Origin of the sequence: Shewanella cyperi (assembly GCF_017354985.1) — a bacterium.
GTDB classification, from domain to species: Bacteria; Pseudomonadota; Gammaproteobacteria; order Enterobacterales; family Shewanellaceae; genus Shewanella; species Shewanella cyperi.
In genome coordinates this window covers 291,158-315,890 of the sequence record NZ_CP071501.1, presented here as the reverse complement: position 1 = coordinate 315,890, position 24,733 = coordinate 291,158, and the positions used below count along the sequence as shown (strand labels likewise).

The following is a 24,733-nucleotide window of genomic DNA, read 5'->3' as shown; positions in this document are numbered from 1 at the left end:
CGAGGCAGTGACCGTCGAGCATGGAGCGAGTCGGTCACGGTGGTCGTTTTCAGCCCATAAGGCCAAAGCGCTCGGCTTCGCGGGGGCGTCCTTTGGGTTGCAAGGGGCTTTGGACGAGCAAAGCCCCTTGCCCGGAGGCGGGCTGGAAGGCCGCGACTTTCCGGCCGCTGCAAGCGGCCAGTCCCACAGGGACATCAAAAGCACCGCGCCTCTGGCACAACTATATATGACACCTGGGGCCCAATGTGACTCATAGTCCGTGGCTTATCTTTCCCACTCCCCATACCCTGAACCCATCAACGTTTTGAGCACAAACAGGGGCTGCCATGGAAATTGAAATCGCACAGGACGATTGGATAATTTATATAGCTCCCAATCCGGATAGGTATCGCGGTGGCCTCATGTGGTCGATAGTCAAAGACGATGGCATCTGGGACGAAGGGTTAACCTGGTCAACCAACGAAGCCGAAAGCGACGCCATCGCGGCAATCACTGCGATACAACAACAGCCGCACGCTTGAGCAGGCGTGAAAAAGCCCACGGTCTCGGCTTCATGAGAACAACACCGTGGGCTTGATGGTAAAGGCTGAATCAAATCGGCAGCCTGAAAGCGATTAGCCGGTATAGGCACCACTGGCGTAGTGCAGCTCATAACTGTGGCTGTAGATCTCAAGAATATTGCCGAAGGGATCTTCCATATAAATCATGCGGTAAGGCTTTTCTCCGGGATAATAGTAGCGAGGGGCGGGCATGCGTTTTTTACCGCCGGCGGCGACGATTTTCTCGGCCAGGCCTTCCACATCCGGGTCCTGTACACAGAAGTGGAAGATACCGGTTTTCCAGTATTCGAAGTTGTTTTCCGGGTTCTGCTGGTTTTTGAACTCGAACAGCTCAACGCCGATGCGATCGCCGGTGGACAGGTGGGCGATGCGAAAACTCTCCCAGCCGGCGCCGAAAACATCGGTACACATTTCACCTATGGCCGAGTCATCTTCCACAATCTCGGTCGGCGGCATAATGAGGTACCAGCCCAGTACCTCGGTGTAAAAGGTCACTGCGGCCTCAAGGTCGGGCACAGAGATACCTATGTGGGAAAAGCTGCGTGGATATGTGTTCATGGCTAACCTCGCCTTCCTGTTCATTAATGCGAAGGGAGAAGGACAACAGCCGCAACCCATGTGGTGCACAGCCCCTCCTCCCGATGCACAAAGATTAAGCCCGAGACACACAAATGAATAATTATCATATATTCTTATTTTGATAATTTTTAATTATCAAACGTGCCCACCAGTACCCAAACGGAGCCGCGGCCAAGGCGCGCACATCCCTTTCCTTTGCGAGAACTCAACCCATGCTTAATCCCCTATGGCTTAAGACCTTTGTCACCCTGGTGGACACAGGCCACTTTACCCAAACGGCGAGCAAACTGTTTATGACTCAGCCCGGGGTAAGCCAGCACCTGAATAAGCTGGAGCAGGCCTGTGGCCACCAGCTGCTGGTTCGCAGCCGCAGCGGCATCGAACTCACCCAAGCTGGCGAGCGGTTGTATCATTATGCCCTTGAGCAAGCCCGAGCTGAGGCAGCACTGCTCGACAGTCTGGGTGAGGACACCCCCTTCAATGGCACATGTCGCCTCGCCTGCTCGGGTGCCCTGGCGCAGCTTTTGTACCCAGAACTGCTGGCACTGCAATCTGCGCATCCGGGGCTTAAGGTACATGTGGAGGCAGCGCCCAATGCGCGCATCATCAACGAGGTGCAGCAGGGAGATAAAGACCTTGGCATTATTACCGCCGCGCCACCGCGGGGGCTGTTTCAGGAGCAAGACATAGGAACTCAGGCACTGTGTCTTATCACGCCTGCGTCGAACTTTTCGATTTCAGAAACGGCAATGCCAGCGACTCTTGATTCTCCCCTGCCCCCGATTGACGAATTAAAAGCGCTTGGGCTGATAAGCCACCCGGATGCGGCACATTATTTGTCGCTGTTTTTTGCCCACAGCCAGCATGAGAGTTACCAAAGCGCCTTTGCCGAAGATTTCCCGGTCAGTAGCTACATCAATCAGTTAGGGCAGATTCTACTGCCCGTGTCTTTGGGGCTCGGCTTCACCGTGCTGCCCTTGTCTGTGGTGGAGCAGTTCAGCAACAAGGCCAAACTCACAGTATTTGTGGGCAAAGAGCCAGTGTTCGAGCCCTTGTATCTTATTCACAAACGCCAGCGGCAACTTCCCGCCCGATTTGATACCATCAGGACCCTTATTCAATCCGTGCTGAATCAAGCTGCTTACTCAGGGAAGCAGCACCTGAGTGACCAAGCTGACTGACACCACATGAGCCTGCCCATCAACAAGATTTTTATCATAGGCCTGCCCCGCACCGGCACCACCAGCGTTTGTGTGGCCTTGCTTGAGGCCGGGTTAAAGGTGGCCCATACGGCTTTTACCAAGGCGTCGTTCGCGGCCGCCGAGGTTATTGCCGATGCTCCGGTGTTCAGTGACTACAGAGAACTGGACAAACTCTTTCCAGGTAGCAAGTTTGTTTACTTAGAGCGAACAATGGCCGACTGGGTAAACTCAATGCAGATGCTGCTGGGCCGGATGGGGCCCCATTTGGATCCTGTGTCCGGGCGCTTTCATCCGATCATGAAGCGCAGCTTCCAACTCTGTTTCGGCGTGGCGCCGCAGAGGCAGGAGGAAGCGACTTTGCAAAATGCCTATGAGCGCCACCGCGCCGGAGCAGTGGCTTATTTCTCCGGGAAGGAAGGCGCCAAGAGGCGCGACGACCTGTTGATACTGGACATCAGCGCCCCCGGCGCCCTGGCAAAATTGCATGAATTTTTGGATCTGCCGCCGGTAGCAGCGGACACGCCCTTCCCTCACCTCAATCGTGGCCGCAACGTGGCCGGCTTCGACGAGTTCAAACACCCCAACAAGATCAGCGCCAATCTTTCCGGCCCCGAGCGGCGGGCCTTTTTCGACTATAAGCCGGATTGATTCCAGGCCGAATGATTTCAAGCCAAAACTGTTTCAAGCCATAACTGATTCAAGCCATTTTGATTTAAGGCTGTAGCGCCTCAGGTTTTCCCGCCTAAAACCCGGAATTCTGTGATAGCCCCGGCTCTGTACTCTCTGCTTGCCACCGCCAGATCCTGATTCGACATCCGATTTCCAACCGCCCACCCAATTTGGCTTCTACACTTTTTGAGTACATTTCACCGCGCCAAAGGAGAAGGCGCGGCGAGGAAGCGCAGGAGCACACAGTCCCCAAGGCACAGGACTCCCGCAATCAGGAACTCAGCCAACAATATCAGCGGAGTGATCATATGAATCTCAAACGGCTTTTAATCACCACGGCATTGGCCACAGTGCTCTCGGCCTGTGGCGGCGGCAGCAATAACAATAATCCTGAGCCCCCACCACCCACCACAGTAACCCTGAATGGCAAGGTGGCGGACGGCTATCTGGTGGGCGCCAAGGTGTGCCTGGATTTGAACAGCAATAAGGTCTGCGATACCGGTGAGCCCAGTGCCACCACAGGGGCCGGCGGCAGTTTCAGCCTCAGCGCTGCCACTCAACAACAATTGGACAGCTTCCCCCTGTTGGTAGAAGTGGCGGCCGGTACCATGGATGAAGACACAGGCGCAGCCATAGTCAAGGGGTACACACTCACTGCGCCTGCGGGTTACAACTTTGTCAGCCCCCTGAGCACCATGGTGCTGGGGGAGATGGATCAGGGCGCGAGCCAGGATGATGCCGAAGCCAGGCTGAAAGCCTTGCTGGGCACCAGCATGGAGCTGTCCGATGACTATGTGGCAGGTCAAAACAACGATAGCCTGACCGAAGAGCAAAGGGACGCCTTTGAGCGGCTGCACCAGGTCGCCCAGGTGACAGCCCGGGTGATAGCCAACAACCTGGCGCAAATCCAGGAAGCGGCCGCAGCGGCCGGCATCTCCACCGACGATTTGGTTGCCTTGATTGTGGATACCCTGGTCAACGCCCTCGACACCATAGTGGCCCAGGTTCAGGCGGCGGTGGAAGCCGGTGGCGAGTTTGATCCCGACGCCGTGGCCGGCTCAGATGAAGTGGAAGGGGCCGCCGGCGTGTCCGGTGAGAATCTGGAAGATCAGGTCGCGCTGCTCCACGCCGAAGCCAATGCGGCGGCGGCCAATCTGGTGGCCGAGGTCAGTGGCAACGGCATCTTCTGGTTCGATGGCGAGGTAGAGGAAGCCGAACTGAGTCTCGAATATGGTGGCATTCAATATGACGCCACCAATCAGACCACCACAGAGACCCGCTACGAACTGTTAAATGGCCAATTCGTCGTCCACAGCAGTGATGAATTTGATATGGATGACTTTGTGCTGACCGACAACGGTTGGCAAGCCACCACGGAAAAATTCGTCATCAGCGGCTTGAATCAGGACGGTACCATTACCCTGAGCCATCCTGATTTTCCGTCCCTGAGTGAAACCCTGAGCGCCACCGAGTACGCCCTTGCCGGGCTCAATACCAGACTCCTGCTGTCCAAGCAGGAAAACACCTGGGCCTGGCACAAGGTTATGCCTGAGAGTGTGAGTTTCAGTGAAGGTGCCAAGGCCTTTGCCATTAAGGCCACCACGGATCACGACCAGTATCGACTGTTTCTGTGGGATGGATGTGGTGACAACGGCACGGTGGAAGGCATGTGCAACAGCGTCTGGGCCCGCATGGCCGATGGCACCGAAGGACCTGCGCTGACCCTGGCCTCCATGGTGTCCGCCACCGCCTCCGATGGCAGTGCCGATCATCTGGTGGGCCCCTACGTTGCCTGGCATGACGATATGAACATATTGGCCGAATTGATTGAAGGCGGCACAGTCAAGTACCACAAACTGTACTGGATGGAGGACGGCATGGGCATGCAGACACGCAGCGCCATGCTCTACGCCACCGGCACCTGGCGCACAGTAACCCAATCCGGACAAACCCTGTTCCTGCTGGCCCTGCCGGACGCGGTGCGCCATTTCGGCGACCATGAGATGGAAGACATGGGGGAAATACTGTTCGCCGAGCTGCAGAATGCCGTTCGTATCGGTGCCTTTATCCCCGCCGGTGCGGGCCACGACGATGATGATGAAATCATCTTCAACCAAACAGCCAAAGACGACATAGTCAACAATCTGGATTTCACCCTGTTCAACGGTGGAATACCGCCGGCAGATTTCGTCTGCGACAGTGGCAACACCCAATGGGATGACAGCAGCGGTGGCCCAATAGTCGACACCCTCAAGTCACTGACACAGTACCGCGAGTTGGTGGCCGGCTGTCGCGGTGACGCCGGAGCCATGGCTTTTACCGCCGGGATGCTGACAGGTTATCAGTTCAAGGAATACGACTCCGAAGGTAACCTGGAGACCCTGATCCTCTTTAATGAAAATGGCGGCAGCTTTACCGACTATATGGTCGATCCCGCGGAAACGACAGACTTCAGTTGGAGCATCAATGATCTCGGCGAGATAGTTGTTGAAGTGAGCGATGGCAACGGCGGTGTGGCCATGAGGGCTTACCTCAGTTTGCTCGGCAAGTATGGCGACTATGTCTCCATCAAGGGCTTCAATGAAGAAAGCGATTGGGCGCCCATGGATGGCAGCGTCGGCGAGGTATGGAGCGACAAGTGGCTGAGGCTGGCCCAATAGGTCCCACTCAATACCGTGCAGCTCCACAAATAACAGCCCGGCAACCGCCGGGCTGTTTCTATCTGACCTTAATCCTTGCGCTTCTTGACCACGGTAAGAAAATCCAGCGCCACACCGCTGATGGCATTGAAGCCGCGGATGCGGAAGATGAGCTGCAACAGCTGTGGCCTTGGGCGCACCTTGGGTTCCACCGAACGCGGAATAAACCAGGCGGTGACCAGGGTGCGCAGCGCCGTCGACACCAGAAATACCACGAAGATGGGGCTGGCGAGATCCCAGCCGCTCCAGGCGAGGAAGTCCGCCGCGTGGCTGGCGATGAGACCACCGAACATGGCGCCGACAAACACCAGACCGGCGCTGAGGGCCGCCTGCAACGCCGCGTAGGTGGCGAAATCGGAGCGGAAGGGGCGGATGTCATACAGGTAATTGGCGGTGCTCAGGGTAAAGCCGCTCCAGGCGAAGCCGGAGAAGGCCTGAATAGCCAGTATGTAACCGTAGTTATCCGAGAACAGCCACAGCAGCGGCAGGCTGGGGATCAGGCAGGAGGTGATGATCATCACCAAGCGGTTGCCGTAGAGATCGCTGAAGCGGCCCCAAAATCTCAGGGTGACAAACTGGGTGCAGATGGAGGCCACGCTGGCAAACACAAATTCCAGGTAAGTGAACTTGAGCCCTTCCAGCATATACACAGCAAAGAAAGGTGCCGAGATGGCCACCATGGCCTGCATCCCGGCCACGAACAGGCTGTAGTGGCGGAAGGTTTTATCCTTCCAGGCACCGGCAAAGTTTTTCAGGGTACGGACAAAGACCCCGCGTTCCCGCGGGTATCTGGGCTCGGGATCGTGCATCAGCCACAACAACCGCGCCGACACAAAACGCCCCATGGCGGCGATGGAGAACAGCAGGCTGAACCCCAGCCAGGCCATACCCGCCGAGTCTGTCAGTGTCAGTATGCCGCCACCGATGAAGAATACCGACAGTGAAGCCCCCATGGTCAGCCGGGTGCGGGCAGCAAAGAAGGCGCCGCGGCGCCGCTCCGGCACTATGGCCCCCATCCAGGCGCGCCAGTGGGGTTGAATGAGGTTGATAAAGCCGTGGTACAGGGCGGCCAGGCCGATAAAGATCCACACGCCCTCGTCAGGTCTGAAAGCCGCCACTGCGCCCATGGCCATGACCACCAGTGCCTGCAAGCCGGCACAGGCGACGATAAATTGCTTGCGGGAGAAGTGACTGGCGAGCCATACGGACAACAGTTGGGAGATGGCGCCGAACAATTGCGGCAAACCGCTGACCCAGGCCATCTGCCCCAGACTGGCGCCGAGGAAAATGGCATAGGCGTTGAAGAAGTTGTCACTGGTGGCCGTCATTGCCGAGGAGGCAGCAGCCTCCTGCTGGGAGCGCTTCAGGGTCAGCCGCAACCAGCTGCAACGCTCGGCACGGCGATTCTGGCATGGCTCCTGGGACGAAGGATCTGAGCGTGACATTGACCTGACCGCAAAAAGAAAGTCTGCGGCGATTATGAATTAACCCTGTTGCAACTGCCAGTATTGTCGGGAAATATCGGGCCGGGAAATATTGCCGCCGACACTGTCGACGACTTGTCACCTTAGCTGCGGCGGGCGCGCAGCCAGAGCCAGACGCCGGTGAGAATAAAGGGCAGGCTGAGAATTTGCCCCACGGTCAGGGGCAGCACGGGAATATAACTGGCCTGTTCCGGTTTGACCGTTTCCACCAGCATGCGGATGACAAACACCCCGATAAGGAAGGCGCCGAACAGCCTCCCCTCAAGGGCCAGCAGGCCGCGGCGAAAACGCCACAGCAAGAGCGCCAGCAGCAGATACCCCAGGGCTTCGTAAAGCTGCGCCGGGTGCCTTGGCAGCATATCAATACGTTCAAACACTATGCCCCAGGGCATGTCGGTCACAGTGCCGTAGATTTCCGAGTTCATCATATTGCCGGTACGCACACAAACGGCGAATGCCAGGGTCGGCAGGGCCAGATAGTCCAGCAGGAACAGCAGACCGACCTTTTGTCGTTTCGCCACCCACAGCACGCCGAGAATAGCGCCCAGGCCGCCACCATGGCTGGCGAGGCCGCCCTTCCAGAGGTAAAGCATTTCTATGGGGTGGGCGAGAAAGTAGTCCGGCTCGTAGGCCAGGCAATGCATCAGCCTGGCGCCGACCAGGATGCCGATAAACACGGGCAGAAACAGCTCATCCACCAGCTCAGCATTCTGCTTTCCCTCGACCAAGAGGCGTTTGAGCAGCGACGCTCCGGCCCAGATACCTGTGGCAAACAACAACCCGTACCAATGGAGGCTGATGCTTCCAAGCTGCAACAAAATAGGGTCAACATTCCAGTTCATAGGGGCTTCTCTTGGCACTTTGGCATAGGGTAAGGGCAACACTCGCTCAGGCTATGACAGCTGTGGCTTGGCGCGATTCAACTCAAACAGGCCTTCAAACTGTCGGCCTGGGCCAGCAGGCTCAGATAAAGGCTGAACTGGTTGGCGGCCCGATCGAGGTTATGACCCTCGCGCTGGATATGGAAATACACATCGCCATTGAGGTGATCGGTGAGGAAGCGCACCCCAATCATCAGGCACATGACCCTGGCACCGAGCCACAGGCTGTGGCGCTCGGCCTGGGTCAGCACTTGCCCCAGTTCGCCCAGGAAACCCTCGCAGATGGCGGCAAACATCTCGGGTCGCACCCGCACCTTATCCAGGTTTCGAGAATCCTCGGCCTCGGGGGAGGTGAAGGTACGCACCATGTCGCCGAAGTCATACATCAGCTGACCGCGCATACAGGTGTCGAGGTCGATAATAGCCATGGCGCTGCCGTCGCGCTTGTCGAACAGCATGTTGTTGATCTTGGTGTCGTTATGGCACACCCGCAGCGGCAAGTTGGGCAGGGTTTGCGCCAGTTCATCCAGCAGGGGCTGCTGTTGCTGCACAAAGCTCAGCCAATCCTGGCATTCGGCCACCCGGCCGGCCTTGTCTGCGGCCACGGCCTGTTGCAGCTGGGCCATACGCCCCGGCAGATGGTGGAAGTTGGGGATCACATCGCCGAGCAGCGAGGCATTAAAATCGCTGAGAGCCATGGCAAAATGGCCGAAGGCCGCAGCGGCCTGCCTTGCCTCGGCAATCGAGCCTACCACCTCCAGACTGGTGCTGTGCGGCAGAAAGCGAATGGCACGCCAGAAACCGTCGGCACCCAAATCCACCGCCAGCTTGCCATCCAGCGTCAGCTGCGGATCTATGCGCTGCAAGCGGAAGCGACCGGCCGCCTGCTGCCGTTGCAGATGGGCATCAATCAGGGCCGCATTGTTCACCAAAGTCCAGGGATCGGGAAACACCTGGGTATTGAGCCTTTGCAGCACCAACTCTGTGCCGCCGGCACGCACCAAAAAAGTGTCGTTAATATGGCCGTTGCCCAGGGGCGAAATCTTAATCTCGCCAGCGCTGCTTGCTGCTATTGCGCTGTTAGCTGCTATCGAATAGTGAGGCAGCACCCGCTGCCGTATGAGTTCAATCACCCAATAACTCCATCAAAGCTTGTCTGACCCTGGGCGCATCCCCGGGGAAGGTCACCCCCAGCCAGATGTCCCGGGCGGTTGCGAGTCGCACCGGTTGCCCGCAGGCCATGGCCTCTTGTACCACATCCGGCAGGAAACACTCACTGGAGGCTTGCGGCTGCTGCTTGAAAAAGTTCGTCAGCGCCGACTCCAGCCGGGGAAAAATATCTGCCTGAAAGCCCCAGCTGGTCATGGACACAGGCATGTCCGCACTCAGTGCCACTGTGTTGCCGGCCAGTTTACCCTGCAGCTGACCATCTATATATTCAATCGCCAGGCACTCGCGGATATCCTGCAACCAGCCATCGGCTTCGCGGCACAGACCACGGTTGACCCCGCCATGCTCCGACAGGGTATTGCCGAGGCGATAGGCCACCAGCATCCAGTTATCCGAGTTCCTGAGCCCCAAGGCCAATTGCGCGAAGGCATCGGCACAGTAAAAATCATCGGCGGTGATCACCGCCATTGGTCCGCTGACCAGATGGCGCGCACTCCAGAGTGCGTGTGCCGTGCCCCAGGGTTTGCTGCGACCTTGCCACGGTGCCGTCTTCACAGACGCGGGCAGATCATCGAGGCGCTGAAAACAGCAATGCAGTTCCAGTTCGTCCGGCAATTGACCTTGCAACGAGGCCAACAGCTGCGCCTCCAGTTCGGGGCGGATCACCAACACGGCCCTGCGGAAACCGGCGGCAAAGGCCTGGCGCAGCGACAGCAATAACAGGCTCTCGCCCCTGGGGCCGAGTTCGGCCAACTGCTTGTCACCGCCAAAACGGCTGCCCATACCGGCCGCCAGGATCACCAGTGTCAGGACCTGCGTCATCCGCGCTGTTCTCCGGAACTCATCTGTGTTTTCCCATGACGCTTTCCCATGGATCTGGGCCCACCGCAAAAGCGAGCAGTTTACTGCATGGCCCGCAGCCAGGCTACAGTCTGTTAACAGCCTTGGGGCAGAATACTCGTAAAATGTGGCCCAGGCCCCGTGGGATAAACTCCCACTGTCCCTGCTGGCAAAAGAAAAGCCCCCGCATGGCGGAGGCTTTGTTTAAGAGCTTCTGGATATCCAGGCGATGCCGGAAGTCCTCAGATTACTTGGCTTTGCGACGTCTCAGCTCCAGCAGACCCAGCAGCACCGACCAGAGTGGCAGTGAGCCGCCCTTGTCGTCCTTCTCGGGCGCTACCGGCGCCGGGGTGACAGTCACCTGCAGCTGACCTTCGCTGTTGCCGCCCATGCCGTCACTTACCTGGTAAGTGATGGTGGCCGTGCCGCTGAAGCCCGCCGCCGGGATGTAACCCAGCTGGTTGTTGGACGTCACCACGGCGCGGCCATGGTCGGCGCTGGCGCCGATCAGGGTCAGGCTGTCACCGTCCGGATCGCTGTCGTTGGCCAGCACGTCGATAACCAGGGTCTGACCTGCCATGGTGGTGGCCACATCATCCACCACCACAGGGGCGCGGTTCTGGCTCTGGGTACTGATCACCCCCGGATCGTCGATGGCACCGTTGGCGCTGAAGTCGGCATCGTTCGGACCACCGTCCTCAAGTACCAGCTGGATACACTGATCGCCCGCCGTCAATCCCTGACCATAGGCAGCCGAGCCCGGTACCGGGCAGTTGCCGTTGGCATCCAATTGGGCCGAGCCTATCTGGTTGTTGGCATCCTCAACGAAGCTGAACCAGCCCTGGGTGGTGTTGTACTTGCGGTACACAGCCCCTTCCGGCAGCAGTACGCCGCTCGGCAGTGGGATAACCACGGACACGGTCTGTCCCGCCTCGCTCAGGTCGCTCAGGCTGAAGTCCAGCAGCGGGGTGGCCGCCACATAGTGACCGTCCGTGGTATTGGCCGCTGTCGGGTCATTGGCCAACAGTGCAGCCAATTGCTCGTTGCTCAGGGCGGCACCGCTGCCGGCGCTGCCATTGGCGGCACTCACCAGGGAGCCCAGAGACAACTGGATACCCGGGGTGGTTTGCATCGGCTCTGTGTTGTCACCCAGAGGCAAGCGGGCAGTATTGCTGTCGTTGTCCAGGTAATCGGCGATGCCGTCACCGTCGCTGTCACCGTAACCTTCGAGGTTGTCGGCGATGCCGTCACCGTCGCTGTCGCTGTCGGTCAGCGGCGCCAGGGTTTGCACCACGAAGTTCAGCCGGCGTTTGCTGCTGAGCGGCTCGACGCGGTTGCTCTCGGTGACTGTCACCTCTATGGCATAGCTGCCATCATCGAGGGCGCTGGGGTCAAACTCGAAGCCCAGACCGTCCTGGGTCACGGTACCGCTGAAGGCCTGGTCCAGCACCTCGAAGCTGACGCTGTGGCTGTCGCCCTGGTTCACATCGCTGACGGCCACGTTCAGCATCACTGTGCCATTGGCCGGGTCAACCAGGTTACCTACGACGTCTTGCTGGGACAGTTGCAGTGTCATCGACGGCGCCAGGTTTTGCGCTATCACCGCCAGTTTGCTGGCCGTTGCTTCGGGCGCAAAGGCATGCGTGACCTCGTCTATGTTGAGGCTGACGGTCGAGTTCACTCCAACGGTGGCCGGTACTGTCACAGACAGTTTGCCGTCTGTGCCACTGGCTATGCCGGCATTGCCTTGGCTGACCAGAGCGCCGTCCACCGACAGGCTGTAGCTGATGTCCACAGGATAGGCCGGTGCCAGACCGCTCAGGCTCACGGGCACCTGGTAGTCGCCACCGGCTTCCACCGGCAGGCTCGCCACCAGTTCCAGTTTCGGCAGTATGCTGACCTCAAGCTGGGTGGTCGCCACATTGCCCGCGCTGTCGCTGGCCTTGAGCTCAAGTTGATGCAGGCCGGACACCAGTTGTTTGTCACCGACAATCTCGGCGCTCACTTCACCGTCCACCAGGTCATCTGCCTTGGCGGTCAGCACGGCGGCAACATCGGTCAGGCGACCGGTCGCGTTCAGCTCCAGCGGTTGCAGCTCGGCAAACACAGGCGCCGTGGTGTCCACTATGGTCACGCTCTGCTCGGCGGTGCTTTGGTTGCCGGCATAGTCGGTGGCGGTCCAGGTGATGATGTGCTCACCCAGGGACAAGCCGCCCTGCAGATCGGAACTGACGCTCGGGGCATGGCTGTTATTGTCAGTCACCACAGGTACTGGCAAGGTCACCACGGTAGTGGGGCCTTCGGCCTCAAATACCAGCGGCTCCAGCGCGGCAAACACAGGCGCTATGGCGTCACCGACCTTGGGATCCAGCGGCGCGCTGTCATCCACGTCCGGGATACCGTCGTTGTCATCATCCAAGTCGGCGTTGTTGCCTATGCCGTCCTGGTCTGTGTCGACCGACTCGCTGGCATCCAGCGGGAAGGCGTCTTCGGTGTCGGCCACGCCGTCGTTGTCGTCGTCGGTGTCGGCGTTGTTGCCTATGCCGTCATGGTCGGTGTCGACAGTCTCGGTCGGATCCAGCGGCAGCGCATCTTCGCTGTCCGGCACACCATCGTTGTCGTCATCGGTGTCGGCGTTGTTGCCTATGCCGTCGTTATCGGTATCGAGGCTTTCTGCCGCATCCAGCGGGAAGGCATCGTTGACGTCGAGCACACCGTCATTGTCATCGTCGGTATCGGCGTTGTTGCCTATGCCATCGTTGTCGGTATCGACAGTCTCGGTCGCATCCAGCGGGAAGGCGTCGTTGACGTCGAGCACACCGTCGTTGTCATCGTCGGTATCGGCGTTGTTGCCTATGCCGTCGTTATCTGTGTCGACAGACTCGGTGGCATCCAGCGGGAAGGCATCGTTGACGTCGAGCACACCGTCGTTGTCGTCATCGGTATCGGCGTTGTTGCCTGTGCCGTCGTTGTCGGTATCGACAGTCTCGGTTGCATCCAGCGGGAAGGCGTCGTTGACGTCGAGCACACCGTCGTTGTCATCGTCGGTGTCGGCGTTGTTGCCTATGCCGTCGTTATCTGTATCGACAGTCTCGGTCGCATCCAGCGGGAAGGCGTCGTTGACGTCGAGCACACCATCGTTGTCATCGTCGGTGTCGGCGTTGTTGCCTATGCCGTCCTGGTCGGTATCGACCGACTCGTTGATATCCAGCGGGAAGGCGTCGACATCGTCGTTGACGCCGTCGGCGTCACTGTCGGCCTTGGTGTAGTCTGTGCCCAGGGCCAGTTCTTCGGCGTTGCTGAGGTTATCGCCATCGGCGTCGGCGTTGAAGAAGTCGGCAGTTGCTGTAGTGACTGCGCTATCAACTGATTCTATGGTACCAAAGCCATCGGTGTAATAGGCATTGACGCTAATGTTGTGATCTTTATCCGCCAGTACCAGGGTATATTGAGCGCCATTTGCGATCTCGATACCGTCGCGTGACCAGATATAGCCGACAGTGCCCATGCCATCAAGGTCCGCTAAGGTGTTGCTGGCAATCAGGGTCTGACCGTTGGGGCTGCTGGCGGCAATAGTGACGCTGCCGGTGGGGGCGTCATTGACGTTGGCCACAGAGATATTGAAGGCCGCCAGGCTGGCGCTGAGCTTGCCGTCGCTGACCGAAATCACTATGTCGCTAAAGTTGCCGACATCCGCATAACCCGGGGTGCCGGTGAGGGCGCCGGTGTTGGTGTCAAAGCTGCCCCAGGCGGGCTTGTTCTGGATGCTGAAGCTGAGGTTGTCGTTTTCAGGATCTGCGGCCGTGGGGATGAAACTGTAGGCCGCGTCCTGGTTGACCTCAGCTGCAGGGGTACCGGATATGGTCGGCGGCGAGTTCTCGGTCAGGTGCACCAGCATGCCGCGGTCATTGTTCCAACCCGCGTAGGTTGCAATCACCAAATCGCCATTGGGTTTAATCGCCAAGTCAGTGAAATCGGTGTTAGCGCTGAAATCAAAAGTTTTAGCCCCGCCAGTGGCAAAGGTTTCGTCATTGCTACCGTCGGCATTCATTCGTGCGACAAAGGAGAAATCGTAGCTATAGCGGCTGACCCAACCAGCAATCACCAGGCGGCCGGCACTGTCTTTCTGCATCGTTAGTGGATTAAACTTCTGGCCAGCGCCAAATTGCGCTGGTGAACCGCCATTAAAGCTGCTGTCAATGGCACCATTGCCGTCAATACGCAGCAGAAAGTTCATATCACCATTGCTGCTTGGGGCCGCAACTGTCAGCCATAAGGTATCGCCATCGACCAAAGCGGCCGTGTAATTGGCATCGCCGTTTGGTGAAAGTGACGTCGGCAGGCTGACAGTCAGCATACCATTGCTGGCATAGGTATTGTCGACCGTGCCGTCAGCATTCACACGGATTACTAAGCTGTTGGAAGCATTATTGACAGTACCCGCCAATATAATCCGGCCCTGGCTGTCCAGACTGAGGTATCTGGAGCGGTAGAAACCACTCAGACCAGCAGGCACATATATCCCATTATTGCCAAAGCTGGTGTCCTGGCTGCCGTCTGCCAGCACTTTAACTGTCTGGTAGGTGCTGCTCGTCACCACAGCACTGCCGTCGCTAGTGAGCACCATAAGCTCGGCGCCGAAACCCGGCGTTAAGGTGGCCACACCGTTGGTGCCATAGCTGGTATCCGGCTGACCATCTGGCGTAAGTTTAATCAGGTGAAAGGTGGTGTTATTCCAGTCTGAGGTTTCCAGTAACCAGATATTGCCACTGTCATCCAACTGAATATCGCGAATATAATCGCCGGTCCCCAGGTCCACTTGATAGATACCGCCGTTACCAAAGCTGGTGTCCAGACTGCCGTCGACGTTGTAGCGGCGGATAAAAGCGTCTTCGCCGGTGGTTTTGTTGCTGTCTTCGCCATTACCTACCGCCAGGGTACGGCCCTGGGCGTCAACCCGCACTTTATTCAGGTCTTCAAATTGATCAAAGGGGATGGTCAGGTCGTCGGCGCCAGCAATCACAGTGCCGTCATTGGCAAATGGGGTGGTGGCATGGCCGTCAACGTTCACCTTGGTCCAACCCAAGTCATGGCCTTCATTGCCGGTTTGGTGGGAAAAGATATTCAGGTTGCCGTTGGATTCCTGATGCACCATTAACGGTTTGCTGTTTGCTTCAGCGGGCTCGAGATAGTAATGGCCAATGCCATTGCTACCGAAGCTGCTGTCCAGCTGGCCGGCATCGGTCAGGCGTAACATGGCCATATGCGTTTCATTGCCATCCCCGACTTTACCGGCCAACAAGATGCGGTTCTGGCTGTCCAGTTCCACCATGGAGGCCTCGTTATAGCGGCGCGTACCCGCATTGGCTGCATCCAGGCCAAACCAGCCATTGTCGGCAAAGCCAGTATCCAGGGTGCCATCGCTGTTATAGCGGTACAAATTAAAGATTGGCGTTGCGTCAACGTCGCTGGTGCGCTCAGTAGTGGTAACCAAAATTTTGCCAGTGGCGTCAATGGTCAGGTCATAGGCTTCACTGTTGGGGGTGGCGGCACGACTGACTGAAACCTGGCCTGTACCGGCCAGGCTGGTATCCATACTGCCGTCTTGATTAAAGCGAAGCAAAGTGGGCACAAAGGCCAGGTGACCAGCGGCGAGTAGTTTGCCATTGCTGTCAATCATCAAATCATTGATAAGGTCGTCACTTTCGGCGCCCAGCAGCCAATAACCTGTGCTGTTAAAGCCGGTGTCCAGGTTGCCGTTGGCGTCAAAGCGAGCGATATAGGCATCATTTCCGGCGCCGGTGTAAACCCGTCCGGCCAGGTAAATCCGTCCTTGCGAATCTGTGGTAATGCTGGTTGTCTGAGGGCCGTAAGTATTAATGCTGAAAATGGTTTCGCCATTAGTGCCAAAACTGCCGTCCAAAGACCCGTTTGCAAGTAAACGATATAAGCGCAGCTCATTGTTGTCGCTTTCGCCTGCCACCAAAATCCGGCCCTGGTTGTCTATGGCGACAACAGAACCGAACAGCCGATAATTGGCGTCGCTGATGGTCACCTTACCACCGTCGCCGAAACTGGCATCCGGGCTGTTATCTGCCAGGCGCCGCTCTATATAAACCTGGTCGTTTTGCTCAACGCCTGGCGACGTCGTTCCCACCACCAGCAAACGGCCCTCGGAGTCGACAGTGACACGATCAGACACTTCAAAGGTGTTATCAAAATAACCATTGCCACCGTCAAGGGTAATCATTTTAAAAGACGCCGCCTCACCCACGGTGGTATCGAGATGGATCGCCGCCATTGCTGCGGTGCTGCTTAGCGTGCCCAACACGGCTGCGGTAATTAAACCTGACAATTTATTGATTTTAAACTGCTTGCTCATCAAGCTTTCTCCTCGGTTTTTATATACGGCAACAACCCAAACACCTGGCGGCCCCGTTTGTTACTCAGCTTTTGGTGGGCCCAGCATCGCGCTGCGGCATTCTGTATTTGCCAGCCCCCGTCGCCCTTGCAGTGAACCCACTACTTCAGTTACGAATTCCTGAGACCAAACCCGCCACATTTTTTTAAAAGCGTTCTTGCTTACCCGGAGACTGAAAATGCGAATTGTGCACTGAGTTTGCAGACTGCCCCGGCTGGAGAAAAAAGTGGCGCCGGTTTGAGGATCCTGGCAGTGCCGGTTTAACGCTGGCACTCCCGGTGCCGCTGTGACAGAATTTCCACCATAACAAGCACAAATAAACAGCGGATATGCCCTCATTCCGAACCAGAATCATCCTTGGTTTTCTTTTGACTTTCAGTTGCCTGTGCCAGGCAGCCACCAGCTATGATCCCAGGCTGTTTTCACCGCTGCTGTTTGCGGCCGAGGCCGATGGCAAGCTGGCCAACAAGGAAATTTTGAAGCTGGCCCAGGATGACAGGGGCTTTATCTGGGTCGGCACCCAGAAGGGCCTGTTCCGCTTTGACGGCTATGAAAACCTGAAAATGACCTCTGAAGGCATGCCCTTCGATGTGTCCGGCATTTATGTGCGCTCCTTGCTTGCCGATGGCGATGTGCTCTGGATAGGCACTATGACCAGCGGCCTGCTGCGGCTGGATCTGCGCACCTATGAGTTCAGCCACTTCAGTCACGATGACGGCGATCCGGCCTCATTGGGCGGTAACCAGGTCAACGCCATCAAGAAGGATGCCGAGGGTCGGCTGTGGCTGGCCCACAGCTTTGGTCTCGACCGCCTGGACCTGACGACGCGGAAATTCAGTCATTTCAATTCGGCCGACAATGCCGGGGAGCGATTCTTCAACTATTTGCTGGATTTGGAAGTCGACAGTGACGGCACATTGTGGCTGTCCAGCGCCAAGGGGCTGGCCAAGATGGCGCCCGGGGGGCGGCAGTTCGCTTTGGTCAGTGAGCCAGCCCTGCTGAATGGCGTGGTGATAAGGCGGCTGCATTTGGCACAGGATGGGCGCATCTGGCTCGCCACCCAAAAACAGGGCACCTATATACTGAATCGCGATCGCCGAACCGCCATCAAGCTGGATTCTCCGGATTCCCGGGCCGATGCCGCCAACACCGCCATTGTCGAAAGCGGCGACGGCCAGGTGTGGCTGTCGGGTACCCTGGGGCTGGAGATCCGCGATGCAAACACTGGGCAATTGCAAAAGGAGTTGCGGGGCAATCTGCTCGACAAACATGGCCTGCGGGGCGACTTTGCCTATCCCCTGCTCAGAACCAAGGACGGACTGCTATGGATTGGGGTGTCCAACTTCGGGCTGCAGTTTTTTAATCCGCAAACCCAGCGCTTCCATTACTTTGATCGCTTCTCGCCCCAGCTGGAGGATACCTTCAGTTCTTACCTGGCCAACCTTATCAAGGTCAGCGAGTCGCAACTCATTATCTTCAATCAGCACCAGCCCATAGAACTCGACCTAATCACGGGGAAAACCGAACCCCTGCTCAAGGATCCCAGCCTGAGCAAGCAGTCGTTTTTCTCCGGCATCAGAGAGACAGAGAACATTTACTGGCTCGGCGGAGGCAATGGCAATATTTTCAGGCTTGATCGCAAGTTGGGCACGGCCGAGGAGTTTCGCCTGCCACTGGCCAAGACCGAGGGGGTATACGTGCGCCATTTGGCGCTCGGTAAACAGGGGGAACTCTGGGTGGGGTCGGATCGCGGCCTGGCCAGACTGGATTTGGCCAGTCGCAGTTTCACTGTCCCGCAAAACACAGATGGAAGCCCGGTCATCAACTACGTGCGCCGCTTGATGGTCGATAACAGCAACCGGCTGTGGATAGCGACCACCAGCGGTTTTGGCCTGATAGACAATGGCCGGCAACAGATGCGGCTCTACACCGGAAAACAAGGCACAGACGGCACCCTTAGGCATGACTTTATCGTGCAATTCCTGCAAAACCGCCGCGGCGAGATCCTGGTGTACCACAATGCCGGCATAGACAGGCTGGTGTCCGAGCACGACGGCACGCTGCACTTCGCGCCCTTTGCCGCCGAGGCCATAGGTCAAATCGACAACGAAGATGGTCTGTTGCAGCTGGAAAACGGCCACTATTGGCTCGGAACCCGCCTCCTGTTGGATGAGGATGGCAAGCTGCTGCAGGCGCTGAACGAGGCCGATGGTGCCCTGGATATGGGGCAGGCCAATAATTTTCTGCGTTTGAACGACAGTCAACTGCTGCACGCCTCCCGCGATGCCCTGGTGCTGCTTGACCAGGACCCGGGCATTAAAGGCCAGGACGCGATCCCCCTGGTGGTGACCGAACTCATGGTCGGCAATCAAAAGCTGAACTTTGATTATCGCCAGCCCAAGATTAAGGTGCCCAGCACGGCCAATCAGTTTTCGCTGCGTTTTGCCGCACTCGATTTTTCCGATCCCAGAGCCAATCAATACAGATACAAGCTGGAAGGCTACGACAGCGACTGGGTGTCCACGCCGGCGGACCTGCGCCAGGCCAAGTACACGTCCTTGCCTCCGGGTCAGTATCGGTTGCTTGTGGAAGGCAGCAATCGCGCGGGCAATTGGAGTGGCTCCCCCCTGGTGTTGGACGTGGATATAGAGCCCAAGTTTTTCCAGACCCTGTGGTTCCGCCTGCTGAGTCTGCTGCTGCTGGGTCTGATGTTGTACTGGCTGTTCCGCTGGCGCCTGGCGGTGGCCAAGGCCAAGCAGAGGGAAGTCTTCGAGAAGCGCGAGGCGCTGCGCAAGGCCGAGATGATGAGCGAACTCATGGAGCAGAAAAACCAGATGTTGGCCGAGGTTACCCATGATTTGCGTACCCCACTGGCCATGGTCAAGATCCAGCTGGAAGCCTTGCAGGATGGGGTATTGCAGCCGGATGACAGATCCTATGAGCTGCTGCAAAAGCGCATCGCCAACCTCAACCACCTGGTGGGCGATATTTACCAGTTGTCACTGATGGATTCGGGGGCGCTGATATTAAATCGCCAACCAACCCAGATCAGCGAGCTGCTGGCATCCAGCGTTGAATCCTTCAGGCCCATGATGCAACAAAAAGCCATCCAGCTGACCTTGACGGATAAGACCTCCCATCAACTGGAGCCCTTACTGGATCAGGGCCGGATGATGCAATTGATGAATAACCTGCTGAAAAACAGCTACAGGTACACGGATGATTGGGGTCAGGCCCGGGTCGTCCTGAGCCAAGACGACAACTGGCTGGTGATTGAGGTAGAAGACAGTAAGCCCGCCATCACGACCGAGGAGCTGGCGCGGATATTCGAGCGTTTGTACCGCGCCGGCTCCACCAAAGACAGGAGCCAATCCGGCTCTGGGCTGGGACTGTGGATCTGCAAGTCCATAGTCGAGGCCCATGGCGGCGCGATTTCCGCCAGCGCTTCCTCTCTTGGCGGTTTGGCCATTAGAATACGGCTCCCGCTTTAAGGCACCGGAGCCTATGACAGATACAGTAGTGCTGGTCGAAGACGACCAGGAAATCGCCGACATTGTGCTGATGTACCTGCACGCGGCGGGCCTGAAAACCCAACACTTTGCCGATGGTGCCGGTGTGGCCGGGTGGGTGCAAGCCCATGCTCCGGCCTTGGTACTGCTGGATCTCGATCTGCCCACCAAGCAGGGGCTGGAGGTGTGCCGGGAAATTCGCGCCTTTTCCAATTTGCCTATCATAATGACCACGGCCAAGGTGGAAGAAGTCGACCGCTTGGTGGGCTTGGAGATAGGTGCCGACGACTATGTCTGTAAACCCTTCTCGGTCAAGGAATTGGTGGCACGGGTCAAGGTACAGTTGCGGCGCCTCAATCGTGAGCCCATGGTGGACAGCGGCTTAAAGGTGAATACCGCCAGCTTTAATCTGTCAATGGGAGCGGCCGCGGTGGAACTGACGGCCATTGAGTTCAAGCTGTTCCATTTGTTGTACTCCAATCCCAACCGCATCTACTCCCGGGCCCAGATTTTGGATCTGGTGTATCAGGATTACCGCGATGTGTCCGATCGCACCGTCGACAGTCACATCCGCAATGTCCGTAAAAAACTGGCCTCCCTGGGGATAGAGCAGGAACTGATCCGCTCGGTATACGGTGCAGGTTACAAATTCGAGCCCTTGCCCTGAACACATACTCCGGCGCCGGGGTTTCTGCATACTCACTGCATATTCTTCTGCTCTAATCCTGCAATCATACTAATTGCCAGGGTGCCAGAGAGATTATGAACCAGCCTTTACCGCAACGGCCAGAGAATACGGATGGCCCTGCTGTCGTCGACAGCCCTCTGACCGACGCCGAATGTCAGGCGCGAAAGGCCGAGTTTTTGGCCATGCTGTCACACGAGCTGCGCACCCCCCTTTCGGTGATTAAGCTCTATGTCGAAGCCATACAGGATGGCATGTACGATAATCAGGATCAGGCATTTGCCCGGCTGGATGCCAAGTTTCTGGAATTTGAGCACCTGATGGAAGAGCTGTTACAGCGGGGCAAGGAATAATATGAAATTGTCCCCTTCCGATATGGCTTACACCAAAGCAGAGGCCGCCACCTTGACCGGCCAATTGACCCCAGCCGAACTCATGATCAATCCCCTGCTCTATCAGGAGCTCAAGGCCTGTGCCAACCGCATTCTGGCCCGGCACGCCGGCAATATCACATTGCAGACCACGGAGGTGGTTCACGAAGCCTGCGTCAAACTCATAGAGGCTGACGGCCAATATCAAAGCAAGGAACACCTGTTTCGCACCGCCGCCAAGGCAATGCGTCATCTGCTGATTGACTATGCCCGCGCCAAGACCGCCGACAAACGCGGTGGCAAGGCCATCAAGACCCGCTGGCTGGACGATTTACTCAGCACAGAAGACGAAAACGAGGGCCTGATTGCCGTCGAGCAATGCATCAGCCAGATAAGTAGCCTGGGTGACAGAATGGAGGCCATAGTCGAGCTGCATTATTTCGCCGGATTCAGCCAACAGAAGGTGGCCGAAACCCTGCAGCTCAGCCTGCGCACGGTGGAGCGGGAACTGACATTTGCCCGCGCCTATATATTCGATTGTCTGAACCGTAACGTTGACGCCAAACATGCCTGAACTTAAACACTTATTGATGCCTGCATTAGTTTCGATTGCCTGAACCACAACAACTGAAGCCAAACATGCCTGAACTTAAACACTTATTGATGCCTGCATTAGTTTCGATTGCCTGAACCATAACAACTGAGACCAAACATGCCTGAACTTAAACACTTATTGATGCCTGCATTAGTTTCGATTGCCTGAACCATAACAACTGAGACCAAACATGCCTGAACTAAAACGAATAAAAGAACTGTTTGATGCCTGTATCGAGCTTCCGGTCAGCGAGCGCACTGAATTCCTGAACCACAGCAATTGCAGCGATGCCGAACGCCAGCAGGTGCTGCGCATGCTCGATCATGCCGGCGCGGCCACCACTGTGCTCACGGGGCAGGCGAGAGACTTGATCGGCAATCAGCTTCGGGAACTGGGATCGCAACTGACGCCTGGTCAGCAGCTGGGGCCATACAAAATCATCGAAAAAATTGGCACAGGTGGCATGGGCGTGGTGTTTCTTGCCGAGCGTGCCGATGGCCAATACGAGCAAAAGGTCGCCATCAAGCTGGCGCCGACCATGGTGGCCGGTGAGGATCAGCAACATTTCACCACCGAGCGCCAGTTGCTGGCCAAGCTGCAACATCCCCATATAGCCATGCTGCTCGACGGTGGCCTGACCGAGGATGCCCGCCCCTTTCTGGTGATGGAGTTCGTCGAAGGTCTGAACCTCAGGGAATACTGTCTTGGCAACAAACTGTCCGTGGCCGAGCGATTGGAGCTGTTCCTGCGGGTGTGCGATGCGGTCAGCTATGCCCATAACCATTTGATTATTCATTGCGATCTCAAGCCGGAAAACGTGCTGGTCAACAAGACTGGCCTGGTCAAGCTGCTGGATTTCGGCACCAGCCGCATGCTCAATCAGGGACAGGATAGGGACAGCGCAGCCCATCTGCTGGCCATGACCCTAAGCTGTGCCAGCCCGGAGCAGATCCGCGGCGAACAACCCACCACGGCCACCGATGTTTATGGTCTGGGCAGTCTATTGTACCAGCTGCTCACGGGTGAGGCTCCCTTGCCGGTGGACCGCGACAATATGTCCGCCACCCTCGAACACATTTGCCAGACCAAACCCAAGACGCCGAGCACTCTCTACCGCAGCATTCCGAAGGACCTGGACAATATAGTGCTCAAGGCGCTGGCAAAGCGTCCCGAAGACAGATATGCCTCCGTGGGTGAGCTGGCCTGGGACATCAAGCGCTTTCTCACGGGTCATACAGTGTCGGCCACCAAAAACACCCCGGGTTATCGCTTTGGTAAACTGCTGGGACGGCACCCGCTCGCCTCCCTGCTGACATCGGCACTGGCCATTGCCATGACTACTGGCCTGGTGGTGACTGCGAAGCTCAACCGCTCCCTGACCGAGCAAAGGGATGAACTCATTCACACCCAGGCAAGCCTGCAACAACAAACCCACACCGCGGATAAAGTCATTGAGCTGTTAACCGACATGTTCGATGCCGCCTCGCCGGAAAATGCCCAGGGTGAAGCCATCAGTATCGACAAGCTGGTCAATAGCGCGATAACCAAAACCCGCAATACCTTGTCGCAACAACCCGAGGTGAAGTCCCGCCTGCTTGGGGTTTTATCCAAGGTGCAAAACAACCTCGGCCAGGATCAACAGGCAGTCGCCCTGATGGAAGAGGCCTTCAAGTTGAAACAGCAAAACGGCGGGCAACCAACCTTGGTCGATGTCGCCGAGCTTGGCAGTGCCTATGCCAGCGCCGGACAATTTGACGAGGCCCTCAGCTACCTGCGCCGGGGCGAGCAGATGGCACAGGCCCCCGGTGTCAGCGAAAAAGACAAGGCGCTGCTGGATTATCATCTGGGGACCTACTTTGAGATGCAAAGCCAGTTCGCCCAGGCGTTGGACTACCTTGGAAAAGCCGACGCCTACTGGCAGCAACACCCGTCCCCGCAGGACACAATGCCGTTGGACGTCCGTTTTCACCTGGCCTATGTGCACTACTATGCCGAGGAATATACCCAGGCCATTGACATATTGAGCGCACTGTTGACCGATACGGAGAGACTGTTCGGAGCCAATCATCCGCAGAATTTGGACACCCTGCGAATGCTGTCCAACTGTTATCGCCATCTGGGTGACTACGCAAAGGCCGAAACCGCCATAGTGCGTGCCTATCAACTGGCCCACAGGATCCTCGAACCCGACTCTCAGCTCAATCAGTCGGTGACCCAATCTTATGCTTACCTGCTCACGGATCAGGGACGTTACCAGGAAGAAATCGAGATCCTCAACCAGGAGCTGGCAAGGGATCTGACCAACCCTATCACCCTTGGAAATTATCACTCGGACCGAGGGCAGGCCCATCTGGAACTGGGCAACTTCCAGGCCAGCAAGGACGATTTTGAACAAGCCTTGACACTGCTGAGCCCTCATTACGCGGATTCCACCCTGAAAACATTCCCGGCCCGTTTATTCCTGGCTTACAGCCGCTCGTTTCTCGGTGAAGCAGCCATAGCTGATGGCGCACTTGAGGAACTTTACGTTCAGGCGGAACAGCAATTCCAAAAAGGCGACTACAACCTGGGCCTGGTTTCACTGCTGCAAGGAGCCGTGGCCCTCAACAATCACGACCTCGAAAAAGCAAACAGTAAGTTACAAGCGGCCAAGGTCATTTTTGAGACCCATTTCCCACCGGATCATGTGGCCCATGTCACCCTGCTTCGTATCGAGGGCGACTACTATCTGGCCGCGCAGCAATGGCAAGAGGCCCACAAGGTGCTGGGGCGGGCATGGGAGCTGGCGGAAAAATACCATCCTCCGGGTTCGGTCGAGGGCCAATTAATCCGTCTCAAAAATGCGCAAGCTCTTTGGTATCTGGGAGAAACCAACAAGGCCCGTGAAATAGCCGCAGAAGCGGCGCCCTTGTTGCAAGCCAAGCTGCAGAGCGGGTCGCAGTACTTACCGATAGCCGAGCAGACTCGCCGTCTGGTCGGCATAGATCAAGGAAAATTGCCGTCTGCCGAGTGAGCCCGCGCATATCGCCGGCCCCCTAAGCTATGCCTGCAACCAGGCACGCCCGGAA

General features: G+C 57.3%; 15 protein-coding genes. 9 read left to right on the top strand and 6 right to left on the bottom strand.

The window, feature by feature from the left end:
- Positions 1-326 precede the first annotated feature (326 nt).
- Positions 327-521, top strand: coding sequence for a hypothetical protein (locus JYB84_RS01400; RefSeq protein ID WP_207321684.1), 195 nt, complete (start codon positions 327-329; stop codon positions 519-521).
- Between the two features lie 93 nt (positions 522-614).
- On the opposite strand, the gene JYB84_RS01395 is transcribed toward JYB84_RS01400, so the two are convergent.
- The gene (locus JYB84_RS01395) at positions 615-1,118 is read right to left on the bottom strand and encodes a lactoylglutathione lyase family protein (RefSeq protein WP_207321683.1); all 504 of its coding nucleotides are present in this window, start codon (positions 1,116-1,118) and stop codon (positions 615-617) included.
- A 233-nt stretch (positions 1,119-1,351) separates the two neighbouring features.
- On the opposite strand from JYB84_RS01395, the gene JYB84_RS01390 reads away from it, so the two are divergent.
- The 3 genes from JYB84_RS01390 to JYB84_RS01380 all read left to right on the top strand — a co-directional run bounded on the left by JYB84_RS01390 (position 1,352) and on the right by JYB84_RS01380 (position 5,670).
- Positions 1,352-2,320 carry a LysR family transcriptional regulator gene (locus JYB84_RS01390; RefSeq protein WP_207321682.1) on the top strand — a complete coding sequence of 323 codons (969 nt, stop codon included), beginning with the start codon at positions 1,352-1,354 and terminating at the stop codon, positions 2,318-2,320.
- Positions 2,321-2,326: 6 nt separating this feature from the next.
- On the top strand, positions 2,327-2,989 hold the full coding sequence (locus JYB84_RS01385; protein WP_207321681.1) for a sulfotransferase family protein: 663 nt from the start codon (positions 2,327-2,329) through the stop codon (positions 2,987-2,989).
- A gap of 329 nt (positions 2,990-3,318) precedes the next feature.
- Positions 3,319-5,670 (top strand): hypothetical protein, encoded by a 2,352-nt coding sequence (locus tag JYB84_RS01380; RefSeq protein ID WP_207321680.1) that lies wholly within the window; start codon positions 3,319-3,321, stop codon positions 5,668-5,670.
- A gap of 68 nt (positions 5,671-5,738) precedes the next feature.
- Here the strand turns inward: JYB84_RS01380 and JYB84_RS01375 are convergent, their stop codons facing one another.
- The 5 genes from JYB84_RS01375 to JYB84_RS01355 all read right to left on the bottom strand — a co-directional run bounded on the left by JYB84_RS01375 (position 5,739) and on the right by JYB84_RS01355 (position 16,466).
- Complete coding sequence (locus tag JYB84_RS01375; protein WP_207321679.1) at positions 5,739-7,154, bottom strand: MFS transporter; 1,416 nt, start codon at positions 7,152-7,154, stop codon at positions 5,739-5,741.
- Positions 7,155-7,276: 122 nt separating this feature from the next.
- Positions 7,277-8,035: a prolipoprotein diacylglyceryl transferase gene (gene lgt / locus JYB84_RS01370; protein ID WP_207321678.1), complete on the bottom strand. Its 759-nt coding sequence runs from the start codon at positions 8,033-8,035 to the stop codon at positions 7,277-7,279.
- 77 nt (positions 8,036-8,112) lie between these two features.
- Positions 8,113-9,207 (bottom strand): phosphotransferase enzyme family protein, encoded by a 1,095-nt coding sequence (locus JYB84_RS01365; RefSeq protein WP_207321677.1) that lies wholly within the window; start codon positions 9,205-9,207, stop codon positions 8,113-8,115.
- Positions 9,200-10,066, bottom strand: a complete 867-nt coding sequence (locus JYB84_RS01360; protein ID WP_207321676.1) for an NTP transferase domain-containing protein — start codon at positions 10,064-10,066, stop codon at positions 9,200-9,202. Before JYB84_RS01360 ends, JYB84_RS01365 begins: the two co-directional genes overlap by 8 nt.
- 265 nt (positions 10,067-10,331) lie before the next feature.
- Positions 10,332-16,466, bottom strand: a complete 6,135-nt coding sequence (locus JYB84_RS01355) for an Ig-like domain-containing protein (RefSeq protein ID WP_207321675.1) — start codon at positions 16,464-16,466, stop codon at positions 10,332-10,334.
- A gap of 407 nt (positions 16,467-16,873) precedes the next feature.
- Between JYB84_RS01355 and JYB84_RS01350 the strand changes: the two genes are divergently transcribed.
- The 5 genes from JYB84_RS01350 (at position 16,874) to JYB84_RS01330 (ending at position 24,678) form a co-directional block, all read left to right on the top strand.
- Positions 16,874-19,996 (top strand): ATP-binding protein, encoded by a 3,123-nt coding sequence (locus JYB84_RS01350; protein WP_207321674.1) that lies wholly within the window; start codon positions 16,874-16,876, stop codon positions 19,994-19,996.
- Between the two features lie 13 nt (positions 19,997-20,009).
- Entirely contained in the window at positions 20,010-20,681 is a 672-nt protein-coding gene (locus JYB84_RS01345) for a response regulator (protein ID WP_207321673.1), read from the top strand.
- 95 nt (positions 20,682-20,776) lie between these two features.
- On the top strand, positions 20,777-21,052 hold the full coding sequence (locus JYB84_RS01340) for a histidine kinase dimerization/phospho-acceptor domain-containing protein (protein ID WP_207321672.1): 276 nt from the start codon (positions 20,777-20,779) through the stop codon (positions 21,050-21,052).
- Between the two features lies 1 nt (position 21,053).
- Entirely contained in the window at positions 21,054-21,644 is a 591-nt protein-coding gene (locus tag JYB84_RS01335) for an ECF-type sigma factor (protein WP_207321671.1), read from the top strand.
- A gap of 211 nt (positions 21,645-21,855) precedes the next feature.
- Positions 21,856-24,678 carry a serine/threonine-protein kinase gene (locus JYB84_RS01330; RefSeq protein WP_207321670.1) on the top strand — a complete coding sequence of 941 codons (2,823 nt, stop codon included), beginning with the start codon at positions 21,856-21,858 and terminating at the stop codon, positions 24,676-24,678.
- Positions 24,679-24,733 lie beyond the last annotated feature (55 nt).